Origin of the sequence: Candidatus Steffania adelgidicola, assembly GCF_020541225.1 — a bacterium.
Lineage (GTDB): Bacteria > Pseudomonadota > Gammaproteobacteria > Enterobacterales > Enterobacteriaceae > Steffania > Steffania adelgidicola.
The window spans coordinates 207072-220574 of the sequence record NZ_CP045889.1 but is presented as its reverse complement, the minus strand read 5'-3'; the positions used below and the strand labels follow the sequence as shown (position 1 = coordinate 220574).

General features: G+C 35.3%; 9 protein-coding genes and 2 tRNA genes. 2 read left to right on the top strand and 9 right to left on the bottom strand.

What is annotated here, in order from left to right; all coding sequences use genetic code 11:
• The first annotated feature begins 725 nt into the window (after nt 1-725).
• Both pdxH and tyrS read left to right on the top strand, forming a co-directional pair.
• Nucleotides 726-1376: a pyridoxamine 5'-phosphate oxidase gene (gene pdxH, locus GFK82_RS00565; RefSeq protein WP_226811006.1), complete on the top strand. Its 651-nt coding sequence runs from the start codon at nt 726-728 to the stop codon at nt 1374-1376.
• A gap of 128 nt (nt 1377-1504) precedes the next feature.
• The gene (gene tyrS, locus GFK82_RS00560) at nt 1505-2782 is read left to right on the top strand and encodes a tyrosine--tRNA ligase (RefSeq protein ID WP_226811005.1); all 1278 of its coding nucleotides are present in this window, start codon (nt 1505-1507) and stop codon (nt 2780-2782) included.
• Nucleotides 2783-3985: 1203 nt separating this feature from the next.
• On the opposite strand, the gene GFK82_RS00555 is transcribed toward tyrS, so the two are convergent.
• The 9 genes from GFK82_RS00555 to proQ form a co-directional block, all read right to left on the bottom strand.
• Nucleotides 3986-4070 (bottom strand) — tRNA-Leu (locus GFK82_RS00555).
• Nucleotides 4071-4084: 14 nt separating this feature from the next.
• Nucleotides 4085-4158: transfer RNA gene (locus GFK82_RS00550), tRNA-Cys, on the bottom strand.
• Nucleotides 4159-5873: 1715 nt separating this feature from the next.
• On the bottom strand, nt 5874-6890 hold the full coding sequence (gene gpsA / locus GFK82_RS00545; protein WP_226811004.1) for an NAD(P)H-dependent glycerol-3-phosphate dehydrogenase: 1017 nt from the start codon (nt 6888-6890) through the stop codon (nt 5874-5876).
• 4 nt (nt 6891-6894) lie between these two features.
• Entirely contained in the window at nt 6895-7365 is a 471-nt protein-coding gene (secB, locus tag GFK82_RS00540; protein WP_226811003.1) for a protein-export chaperone SecB, read from the bottom strand.
• Nucleotides 7366-7432: 67 nt separating this feature from the next.
• Nucleotides 7433-7681, bottom strand: a complete 249-nt coding sequence (gene grxC, locus GFK82_RS00535; RefSeq protein ID WP_226811002.1) for a glutaredoxin 3 — start codon at nt 7679-7681, stop codon at nt 7433-7435.
• Nucleotides 7682-9132: 1451 nt separating this feature from the next.
• Nucleotides 9133-10017 (bottom strand): protease HtpX, encoded by an 885-nt coding sequence (gene htpX, locus GFK82_RS00530; protein ID WP_226811001.1) that lies wholly within the window; start codon nt 10015-10017, stop codon nt 9133-9135.
• Nucleotides 10018-10595: 578 nt separating this feature from the next.
• Nucleotides 10596-10997, bottom strand: a complete 402-nt coding sequence (locus GFK82_RS00525; protein ID WP_226811000.1) for a S41 family peptidase — start codon at nt 10995-10997, stop codon at nt 10596-10598.
• A 344-nt stretch (nt 10998-11341) separates the two neighbouring features.
• Entirely contained in the window at nt 11342-11656 is a 315-nt protein-coding gene (locus tag GFK82_RS00520) for a hypothetical protein (RefSeq protein ID WP_226810999.1), read from the bottom strand.
• 525 nt (nt 11657-12181) lie between these two features.
• On the bottom strand, nt 12182-12853 hold the full coding sequence (proQ, locus tag GFK82_RS00515; RefSeq protein ID WP_226810998.1) for an RNA chaperone ProQ: 672 nt from the start codon (nt 12851-12853) through the stop codon (nt 12182-12184).
• Nucleotides 12854-13503: the final 650 nt, after the last annotated feature.

Sequence of the window (13503 nt, the reverse complement as noted above, 5' to 3'; positions counted from 1 at the left end):
TGTAATCTAATGCTGAATAAACATTAATAATGTTTCAGTAGTTCTTTTTTTCTCAAAAAATTAATTACTGAACCAGTATTCTGTAAATCATTACATCAAAAAACTATTAAAACTACAGCATCTATCTGAAATAGATAAATTCTTCTTTTAAGGATCTCTGCTATATTTTGATATGATAAAAATCATAGTTGATTTACAAGGAATTTTAAGATTCTCATCATCTATTTCCTATTGAGGATTAATATCAATTAAGGCTAGTCACTTGATAAATCTACAAAGAAAATATCCTTAAATAATTTAAATAGAGTATAATATATATTTTCAATAGCCACCATATTACTCTTCTCGCAAGAATCATGAGATTCTGCTGCAAATCACGTATCAAACTTTATTAATAAATTAATACTCTAAAAGATATAAACTAACATAATACCATTTCAGTCTGTCCGGGATGAATCACAGTACAAAACTCAACTCTTAAAAAGAAGATCTCTATAGATTTTGAAAAGCTTTAATTCTTAAAAAGAACCGATAATCTTTATAAAATGCCCCCTTCCTGGATCTAGATATATATCTAGTTGCAAGACGAATTTCTTTTATTGCACTCCAGGATGCAATCCTTTTAAACTATATATGTCACTTAGAGAGAAAAAATATAAATATTTGCGATTTTTAAGATCACAGGGCACACTAATAACTTGATATAATATTTTTATTCACACAACATGATAAAACAATCAATCGATATCTCTACTTTACGTAGAGAATATACACAGCGTGGATTACGCCGCACTGATTTAACATTAGAACCCATGCAGCTTTTTGAACAGTGGCTAAAAGAAGCCTGCCTTGCACAGCTTCCCGATGCCACAGCGATGAGTCTGGGTACTGTAGATACTAATGGTCAGCCCTATCAACGTCTGGTTCTCCTTAAATATTTTGATCATCATGGGATAGTATTTTATACCAATCTTACTAGTCGCAAAGCGACCCATATAGCATATAATCCGCGTATTAGCCTACACTTTCCCTGGCACGCGCTAGAAAGGCAGGTGTTAATGCTAGGGCAAGCGGAACAGCTCTCATTTAACGATGTAAAAAAATACTTTCGCAGTCGCCCTCGCGATAGCCAGATTGGCGCTTGGGTCTCGCGACAATCCACCCCCATTTCTTCGCGCGACGTACTAGAAAGTAAATTCTTAGAACTAAAAGGAAAATTTTTTCAAGACGAAGTTCCAGTACCAAGCTTCTGGGGTGGTTATCGAGTAACTATTGATACGCTAGAATTCTGGCAGGGTGGTCAACACCGACTGCATGATAGGTTTCTATATCGATGGGAGAATGACGGGTGGAAAATTGACCGACTAGCCCCATAATCAAAACAGAATGACTCTTAACGATCCGAAATCATGGAATGACCGCGTTTTTAAAAAAAATTCTTCGCTCAAAACCGTCTATCCAGATCAAGATATATTGTTAGTTTTTCTTAAAAATGGAGTCTTTGATGGTAAATCGTAACCTAATAAAAGAATTACGGGAGCGGGGGCTGATTACCCAGGTCACAGATGAAAAGGGACTGAATGAGCGCCTCACAGCAGGACCGATCGCTCTGTATTGTGGTTTTGATCCTACCGCTAATTGCTTACATCTAGGGCATTTAGTGCCATTACTATGTCTTAAACGCTTCCAGCTAGCCGGTCACCGTCCATTCGCGCTGATAGGTGGTGCAACCGGTCTTATCGGAGATCCGAGTTTTAAAACAAACGAACGTATGCTAAATCCTACTACAACCGTTAAGGGATGGGTGGAAAACATTAAATCCCAGGTGGCATCATTCCTTGACTTTCATTCCGGCGACAACAGCGCTGTCATGGCTAATAATTATGACTGGTTCAGCTCCATGAATGCACTGATGTTTATTCGCAATATCGGAAAACACTTTTCTATCAATCAAATGATTAATAAAGAAGCAGTGAAACACCGATTGCACCGAGATGATAGCGGTATTTCCTTTACGGAATTTTCTTATAATTTATTACAAAGCTATGATTTCGCATACCTGAATAAAAAGCACGGTGTAGTACTACAGATTGGTGGTTCTGATCAGTGGGGTAATATCACTTCTGGTATCGAGTTAACACGCCGACTGTATCACACTACTGTCTATGGCCTCACGTTGCCGCTTATTACTAAAGCAGATGGTAGCAAATTTGGAAAGACAGACGGAAGCGAAATATGGCTAGATCCCACAAAAACCAGTCCCTACAAGTTTTATCAATTCTGGATCAATACAACTGATCGCGATGTCTATCGCTTTTTGAAGTTCTTTACTTTTTTAGAACTTTCCACTATCGAATCGCTGCAACACGAGGATCATCTTATTAACGATAAAGGACCGCGTGCCCAATCTGTATTGGCAGAAGAAGTAACCCGTATCGTACACGGTGAACAGGGATTAGGTGCAGCGAAGCGTATCACTGCTAGTTTATTTACCGGTATACCCGCAGATCTTACGGAGAATGATTTCAAACAACTAACCCAGGATGGCATGCCGACAGTAGTTATTAAGCGAAGCTCAGATTTACAACAGGCGCTAATAGCAGCGGGCTTAGTTCCCTCGCGCAAGCAAGCACGCACTATCATAAGTGCAAACGCCGTAACAGTAAACGGAGAAAAACAGCTATCAGCTGAATATGTGTTTAACGATGCTGACCGGCTATATGGCCGTTATACTTTATTACGACGGGGAAAAAAACACTATTGCCTACTTGAATGGCAATAGTGCGCTTTTAGAATTTTATATACATGTTCTCAACATGGTAAATTTTATGTATGCTCGTAAGAGCACATGGTTTTTTAAAATCCGTAGTTATTTTTATTTTTTATGGATTTTAATGATTTTTTTATTATTGCATAATGGTTTAATCAAAGGAGAACATTTTCTTGGATTACAAGACAGTCTCTAAATTCTTTTTGATTTTTCATAAAAAACCTTGTTCATACTTAAAATAACAATGTTAATTCCACTCTTATTCCTTTACTCATCCAGTGCTCTAATATAGACCTAATTTACCTGGTAAAATAAATGCATAAATATTCTTTATATTTAAAAGAAATTATATTTTATATCATGTATCTACCTACTTTATTAGCGATAATGAAAATAACAATTTTCCTTCATAACTGCATCATATGAATATCTATTTTTTAAACGATTTGTTTATCAAGAAAGAGGGGGAATTTGGATAATTAAATTATATCCCTAGGATACCGCTATTGGTATCATTTACGATGATTCTAAAATTCAATCAGTCCAATATAACTTTGTAAAGTTATGATCTATTAATCCTATTATAATAGATTTTTAAATTTGTCTGAGAGTCTTTCTTGAGATGTATCAATGTCAAAAATAAACATGCGCACTCATATTTATCTAAGAATAGATGTAAAATATCTAAAAAACTCAATCTTATTTAATAGGGTTGCAAACCGTATACTCATACCAGCCTATCTTTCTATTGGAGCATAGGTCGTTTGGACGACTTATTATAAGTGGCGTTATTCAGCAGCATCAAGCTGGCTTCTCTTTCATATAAGATGTTATCTTTAGTAATTGCTTGTTTATAGAGCATTCCAGTTTTTACGAAAACCATAAGGATCTAAGTTACTAACCAAATCTAATAAAGAAGATATCCAAACCAAAAATATCCTGTATAATACGGATACACTGCTTTTTGTTTACAGCATTTTATAAAAATGCTAGTGCGTTAGGTATATTTTTGCGAAAAGTGAATAAAATTTAATATAAACGATAGTCTCCAGTATGGAGATATGAAATTTTTGAAGTTTAAAATAACGATGAATTTGAAATAACGATGAAACATAAGGAAGCATTATTTTAGGTAGTATTCCCTTGTATAAAGTATCAATATTAACACTATTGTACTAGTAAATATAATATAGTTATATTCATAACTTTTCTGTTTGGTGCCCGGGACGAGATTTGAACTCGTACAGCCAAAGCCGAGGAATTTTAAATCCCTTGTGTCTACCAATTCCACCACCCGGGCATTTCGCTATAAAATGGAGGCGCGTCCCGGAGTCGAACCGAGGTAGGCGGATTTGCAATCCGCTGCATAACCACTCTGCTAACGCGCCTTATTTTATCTTTCCTGTCTTCGTAAGACTTACGACACTCGCCTTATACTCTAGTATCTTTAAGATACTAGGAAACATTTCCTAGTAAATGCATTCTTATACCAAAATTTGATGAAATATATCATAAAAAAATTAATTTCACAATAAAAATTCCAATTCCAAATGGGATAACTTGAATAATTCTCATGTCGAAATCTTAACATTCTTAAAGTGAAGACTTAACCTGAGTTTTCTATCAAAAAAAAGAACCACCAAATATTTCTCAATACAAATATATAAAATTTATTTCCGTCTAAAATGACGCATTAACTGTATACTAAAAACACTTTAAATATTTATATAAACAACACTGATTTAGTAACTTATACTTTCTTACTAATAATTTGTTGTAGTATATATTAATGCATTGAATCATCACTGTAATAAATTAAAAGAGAAGTTTAGACTTTATCTAATGTTTTATATTCTCCGTATTTTTATTAATACACTCAACTATACCATATTTTTTTGTTCTGGAATTAGACTAAAATCGTCTTGTATATGTATTACTAAACACATATAAGCTATATTGGTTTTACTCCATTTTACCTAAATTTTTACTATATATCTATAAATTAGACTCCATGAATACCTTATAAACTTTCAGCAAAATCTACGATAAAGCATCTTCAATACGTCATTAATCTTCAATATTACCATATTTGTAATATTTATCAACTATTAGATTACAGTGTTTATAAAATGCCTAGTTGAAACTTATACAAGGTTGTGATTTAGCCAAAGTAAACTGCTAATCGTGGGAGTGGCGATGGTTTAATATAAAGGAAAATTATTAAAAGAAGATGCCTTCGGCATCTTCTTTAGCACACTTTGCATACAAATGGAAAAAAGAGAGATTAAAGAACTATAAGAAAGTTTACTTGTGATTGCTTATTCCGGAATTAGTAACTGTACTACTATAGTAGTACACTGATTTTTATGACTATTAAATCCTTATAAAAACACGACACTAAATACCTATTAGCTAATGAGGAGTTACTAAATATCATGACCATAATAATTAAAACAAATCTTCTTAGAAAGATTAAGATGATAAAAATTTAAAATAATAAGTGCATATCTGGCTATTCTGTAATAATTGAGGGAATAAAGTTCGAAAACAAATATCATCCCCAAGCGATATAGTATGACTTATTTCATACGATTTCGATGCGTATTTATAATATTTATTACCTACGAGACTGCATTGGCTGGAGAGATATAGTTTAATGCTATATCGCTACGTTCGATATTTAAGGTGCAAAATAAAACACCTTCTCTAATTTCTTCTGCCAAATGATTTTTATCGGAATAATTTATTATTTTCACTATTGAGATTCCTCGAATCCTTTAGGACACAAAAGCTACATTAATGCTCTCTTCCAGAATGTCACGCATAGAAGATAAAATTCTAACTAGATCGGTGAAATAATGCTTGTTGAGTACTTGTCTGATAGTAATAGCTGAAAGAATAGAATTCTGAAGTGAATGACTCTAAAGATAACTTAATAAATCACGAAGATTTTCTTGCAGTAAAGAGATTATGTAAAAATAAGCCTAGATAGGTGTAGTGTAATCTACCAATCACACTTCGACTTGAATATTATACAGGTATAAGTTGCATCCTACTCTCCCTATATCTCCATCTTTTTCTCTATTGCTAACCCCCCCTTTTTTTAGCCACGGCTATTTTCATCTTCCTGTGCGCAACCCAGGAGTGTTAGCGCCGCTTGATACGCATTTTTTTTCTGATAAAGCACCTGATAAATCTGCTCGGTAATAGGCATTACTACTCCATACCGACCAGCTAACGCCAATACTTCCTTGGTATTACGGTAACCTTCTACTACTTGCCCTATTGTTGCCTTTGCATACTCAACACTGGCGCCCTGCCCTAGCAGCATACCAAAACGGCGATTACGTGATTGATTGTCAGTGCAGGTAAGTACTAAATCACCCAGTCCTGCCATTCCCATGAACGTACTGGATTCGGCGCCCATTGCCTCACCTAAACGTGACATTTCTGCCAACCCTCGAGGGATTAATGCAATGCGCGCATTGGCGCCAAATCCAATCCCATCAGAGATACCAGCACCAATAGCGATAATATTTTTCACCGCTCCCCCTAGTTGAACACCGACGAGATCAGGATTACTATAAACCATAAAATTTTTTCCACAATGTAACAACCGCTGTAAATCGTCGCTAAATTTAGTATCAGTGGCCGCCAACGCGATAGCGGTAGGTAAGCCGGCTGCTAATTCATGTGCAAAAGTTGGCCCAGATAAAACAGCAAGAGGTATCTGCTCTCCTAGAACCTCCCGTGCTACCTCCTGCAACAATCGACCAGTGTCCGATTCCAGACCCTTAGTGGCCCAAACAATTCGAGCATCCTGACGAAGATGCGGTTTAAGTTGCAAAAGTACGCTGCCGAATACATGACTTGGTACCACAATCATTACATCACGGCTAGCCGTTAACGCTTTCTTCAGCGAAGATTCTAAATAAAGAGTTGGTGGAAAAGGCACATTAGGTAAAAAAGCTTGATTGCAACGCGCCACTGCTAGCCTTTGAATATGAACCGGATCATATCCCCACAACAAAACTTTATGACCGTTGCGTGAAAAGGTAATGGCTAGAGCAGTGCCGTAAGAGCCAGCACCGATAACAATTATGGAAGCATGGGTAGACATACCCTTACACTTCCTGAAACGGATAGGTATCGTTATCAGTACACGTATTTTGAAGATAATGCACAAACAGTGCATCAAAGTTAACAGGTGCTAAATTTAATTGCGGAAAGGTACCGCGGGACACCTGACTGCTAATACACTCGCGCGCATAAGGAAATAAAATATTTGGACAATACGCACCTAGACAGTGTGACATCTGTGTGTCCTTAACCGAGGAGATACTAAAAATTCCCGCTTGGTGCACCTCGCATAAAAAAGCAATATCTTCTCCTAGCATTACCGTTACAGTAACTCTCAGCACGACTTCATAGATATCTTGCGCCAACTTGCTAGATTCTGTATTGATATCTAATTTAATATCGGGCTGCCATTCTTTTTGAAAGACACTAGGCGCATTAGATGTTTCAAAGGAAACGTCTTTTATATAAATACGCTGAATCTGAAAGGTCATCTCGGTATTATTTTTCTCTGACATTGAAAGCTCTTCGGTTAAAGTGCAGTAGATGAATACCAAGGTGACTGATAATGTTATTTTTGTTTACTTAGAAACAGAATTTCAGTCCACCATTCTCATCTAGCTTGTATAAATCGTCACAGCCACCGATATGTTTTCCACTGATAAAAATCTGCGGTACTGTAGTAGAGCCACTACGTTTTATCATTTCTTCCCGGAGATCTATGTCACTTTCGATAGAAATTTCTTGAAAAGAAATTTTTTTACGCGTAAACAAAACCTTAGCTCGATGGCAATAAGGGCAAGTTGCTTGGGTATAAATTTCAATTTTAGTCATCGTTTATATGTAAGTGCATCCCCTTAATACAGATCTCTTAATCTGATGTTGATAAATAAATTAGCGTATCATACTCAATGTTTTCATCTTAATCAGTGCTCGATTTTATATGATTATCTTTTTTCTTGGGAGTCTTTAGAAAAGAGATTATTAAGGTTAGATATACTTGCCTTGTCTATATCATCAAAATAGCACCCAAGAAGATTTTTCTACATTCACCTTTTACGTACATGAATGACAACAGACATTGTTGCCTCAACAGTTAGTGAGGTTCTATATGGTTTTGTATAGTATCATATTCTACATATTCTCTATCTAATATACTATTCGGACCAATTTATTAGACTTTTAGTCACCAATTATTAGATGGATTATTCAATATTATTGATGACAGAATAGTGTACTAAAAAAGATTATTAAAAGTACAATGTCATTTTTTTATTTTCATAGCAAGCAAAATAGTTAAATTTTAACTATATTTCATAATAACAGTACTGGAATGTAATTCCATATTCTTCAAAATAATAATCAGCATACTTTATGTCGATTAGTTAGTGTGATTAACAATATTTTACATGATTTTCTAATTCTATTTAGAATATAAATAAACAACCCTGGTCTATTCAACGCTAGAATAGCCTTGAAGCATTGACTCATAACCTTCGCTAACATATGAAGAGAGATAAAGACATTAGGTTGCTTCACGTCAATAAGCATGCATCTTAAAATAAGAACAGTCGTCAGCATCTTAATAATTATAAACGTTGCTATATTTTGCACTATTATATTTTTACATTTTCTAAAACTCAGATTTTGAAAAAGCTTGCTAAGGAAAGCTCAGATTGAGCCACACTAAAGTGAAGTAAGAATATAGAAATTAATAGTCATGTTATATAGAAACTCAGTATTACAATATATTATTATATATAACTTAGCAAGTACCCTGTTATATATAAAATTGAATAATAAGAAATAAAGACACTAAATGATATAATCATGATGGGCAGTAGGTTTTATAATAAAAGGAATGATATTCTATAAGATCTTGTCAATAATCTGATCTCTACTATCACACTAGTAGATATATTCACTATATCTCACGCCTATAAAACATAGGAGAAAAAAATAAAACTAAAGATGTTTTTTTCTTTAAAACATAAACCTTATTCTTAATCTATATAAGACAAAAAAATAATGTTTATTCTGAGAATTTCCATCATAAAATGCTAACTATTTTAAGTATGAATGTTACTCCAACTAAGATTATGTCTAATCTATTAGGGTATCTCGGAAGCGTTGTAAAAATCAGTAGGGTAAATGAGAAGTAAATAAGAACCTCACATAGTGAGGTTCAGGTTATGCATTAGTTAATTGAAGATAATAAACATCACGTAAATTTTTAGCTCTTAAGAATAACCACCTGTATTCTATTATTCTCTTTCTGTGCCTACTTACTTTAGATACACCCCTAAACGCAATGCTTCAATCCGTTTATCTAGAGTAGGATGAGACATAAATAATTCACTCCATGTCTTTTTTTTACGGCCATGAATATAAAAAGCCATCATGCTACTCTCTTCTTTCGGTTCATAACTGGTTTTCAACCGTTGTAATGCCGCAATCATTTTCTCCCTTCCTACTAATTTAGCTGAGCCGGCATCAGCATAAAATTCTCGATGACGTGAGAACCAAAGGGTGATAATACTTGCTAACATGGTAAACACAATTTCTAATATCATAGATACAACAGAATAGACCAGTGGGTTTCCGTTACTATTTTCATCTTCCTCGCGGTCTGATGATAGCATCCTTGTCGTCAGCTGTGCTAAGAGACGAGATATAAAAATAGTAAAGGTATTTACCACCCCTTGCATTAAAGTCATGGTAACCATATCTCCATTGGCAATATGGCTGATTTCATGCGCAATAACAGCCTCCGCTTCAGCACGGTTCATATCCTGTAATAACCCCGTACTAACGGCTACCAACGATGCATCACGGCGTGCACCAGTGGCAAAAGCATTCATATCATGGGCGTGGTAAACCACTACTTGCGGCATAGTGATATTGACCCGTTGAGCTTGATGTCCCACAGTATTTAATAACCAACGTTCTGTTTCATTGTGCGGCTCTTGAATCACGTCCCCGTTGACCGAGCGTATCGCCATGGATTTTGACATCAATAGGGATACAAACGCTCCACCGAAACCAAACAGACCAGCCATAATAACTAAACCAGCAGTACTAGAAGACTGAATCCCAGTAATATTTAATATAATACTGAGCACGATCATAACCGCTAGATTAGTGAGAAGAAAAAGAGCGATACGCATCATAAAAGGCTTACTTCCTTAAAATCACCATGCTTGTTAAATAATGTTTATTCTAAGGTCTTGGCGGCTATTTTCAAGTATTCGAACCCGATAAGTCGATAGAAAAACATAACTTTAGATTTCATTGGGTTTTTACAGATATTTTATTAAAACCACTAATCAAATATATACTTTAACCAATGCTATTTCATACATATTAATAACGCAGGGTACTTAACCTTAGCATAAGCACGATCCAAAACAATCTGCATTGTTTCATCTAAATATAGACCCGGCTCTTTATAATTCTTTGAAACAAATTCTAGATCCTTCACTGATTACTTACCCTGATGTATTAAACATTCAATAATGCGTACAAACGCACAGCGTTTACCTCCTTTGTTTCCTTCTCTCTCTGAGAAAAATTCAGGGATAACAAGTGACGCTTATTCTGAATATCATAAAAACTTGCGATATCCTGTCATATTATACTGAAATTCAATATCTTTCACGATACGTGCTAAATGTAGTGTTATTATTTTAGAAGAAATCTTCTGTAAATTACCGCGTTTGGTATAGGTAGGCGCTTTAATACTGTCTCATCACCGGGAGTTATTTTTACATCTCTTGCTAGTTTCGATACTCTCGGTACCAGTAGGGATAATAATACCCGGAAGCGCCCCTTGATGCTGGGTGCTCCCGCTATTAACCCGATGAAATTTCTGAATTGTATACTGGATAACTCCCAATCTTGCCCATGCTGGACTCAACATCTGATCGTAGATACGATTTAATCCACAATATTTCTGAACAGTTCCTTTACCTAAAATCAGCTCTTTCACCACGATGCCCCAACCATAATCTTGTATTGATAAAGCAAAAATCTCTGACGCGGAGGCACTAAAGCGATCAACTAACAATACCAGCGGTCTTTTATAACAAACAACCCAGGTAACGATACAGATTAACTTAGTGCACCCCCCTACTCTCAGAGCGAAGATCAATAAGAATACTCAATATATTCTGTTTTTTAACTCCTTTAACTGTACTTTTACATCCTCGGTAAAGCCAACGTAAAAACCAGGGATATTCAGAATACCAATATTTTCCTTACGGATAGTGTGTATCGAAATTTGCACTTCCTGATATTTAAGGCGGATACGCTTTCGGTAAAAATAACAAGATGTATTTTAGTATCTTGACTAATTGGTAAAATTTTGAGTCGTACTTTATACCTTGCGGTCCCTGCAATAGGGACACAACGTGATCGAGACACCAATCACTAACATCTAGAATGGATTCTCCCGTTTAACCTATACCAATGACTATATCTTCCTCGGTAATAGATTTACTTTTTTTCCGGGCCGAGTGGGGGGGTAAGCGTATGTATTAGTGGACAATCGTCATTCATCTGTAGTGCCGCACCGATGTCATCCAGTAACAAACTCAAATTACTGTTGAATTGCTCGGTATTACTCAGCGACAGGTAATTCATATGCGGATCGATCTCATTAGCACAGGCATTCATGAACAATTTAAAAATATCTTCACTATTATTTCTTAGGAGTCGTCGCATGCTTAACTGATAGCGCTTGGTTAACATATTGCAGATCTTTTTTTCGTCTTTTCCGCGAAGCTTAAGATTTAGTGCGTCATACTTCACCTTAGCGTCCTATAACATCTCTAGCTCAGTGAGCGTTTTAGACCAAGAGGTTTTGCTTGAGTTAACTTCAATACTTCTATTTCCATTCAAGTTTATGGATTTATGCAATTATGCTAGAGAATAATTATAATGCTCAACCTGTTGTTTGTTTACCAAGTTGCACTTTACGTCCGGAAGGTCTGATTTTCCACTGTATTAGCGCATTTGCCAATATTGATTTTTAAGTGGCAAACTTCGCAATATCCGAAACCCAAAAAATATCGTATCTATAATCAAACATATTGAGATAACGATTAAAAATCTTACGAACGAAAACTACGTCAAGATTAAATGGGAAATAATGGACATGTGTAAACATGCACTGATTCATCGAGTTACCATTTTCTATTGTAAATCTTCTTTTAATACTGGAACCGGATGCAGGTGGATGATCTCCTTTTTTGTCAGAACATCTCCTACCACCCATAGTATCCTCATCATCATAACTACTCTATAAATATATCCACACCCTAGTTAGCCTCCGTATTAAAACTCTAGGTGTTCTGGCCGGATTATGAAATCTATCCCAGAAGGAATCTGTACACGTATTCCTTCTTTAGCTATATTAATAACAGTTGCGTCTATAGGATTATTACCCACCTTTACTTTAATGGCCTGGCCTATTTGTAACATGGAAACATTGGTAACAGGAATTCTTGTAAGGAGTAATTTTTTATGCGCAACTTGCGGGTGTTCTTTTTTTACAAGCGGTTTACATGGAATAACACTATCACTTTTTGAGAATCGCTTGATTACACTCGGTCGAGATGATGCAGTGGCTGCATAGTTTTCAGATTTTTTCGATTGCTGAGCGACGCGCTGAAGCTGAATGCGTGTCTTCGTTTCTTCCAATTTTCTTCGTGCATGTTCAATATGCTGCGTTTCAATCGCACCACAGAGGTTGCCGTCAAGATCTACTCGTTGTATGCCACACGTTATCCCATAAAGATAACGCCAAGTTGAAGTATATAAGCGTAATGCAGAACGCAATTTCGTTTTGCTAATGTTTTTTTCATCCTCCATTCGTTTCAAGATATCATGAAAAATACCAATTTTAAGCGGTCTCTTTTCACCTGTTGCAGCGAAACAGAGAGGGAATCGTTTCGCTAGAAAAACTATGATTTCTTTATTTCCGTTAAACTTAGGTTGATTTTCCATACATTTTCCTGATTACAACGGATTTACCAATCCAACATAGGCATGAACAGATACTATTATAATGACGCCATCGATAAATGCCACGTTATCCGTATATTATTAAATATATAGCAACAAGTCTCCATATATTCATAATTATTACTGCCTACTAGAGGAAACATACAACCGCCGATAGCATATCTTCACCATTCTGTTAAAAACATGGATAAATCGCCATTTTAATATTCGCCATATCCCATTTATCATTATTTTCTCATTTTGAGATTATGTCATTGTAAATATATTTACACATGAAATAATAAAACATTGTATTACAGAAAATAGCTAAACTATTTAATTTTAAATTAATCATATAAACCACATCCAAATATACGCCATGACATAAAATCGTTCTGTCACTTATTTCTTCTGCTTAATTATGTTTATATTTTTATATATGTATCTTAATCCAGACTCATGCATAATTGATCGTTACATATCAACAACAGTCTTATTGTTTGATTTTCTAATTGGAAGAACTAAATTGATATCCATGAGGTACATTCAAGTTATCGTGTTCTATCCGATAGTTATATCTATAATATATTGATAATATCATAAAAATACCCAATAAAACTCTATAAACACACACTGCGTTAAATAGAACTTTC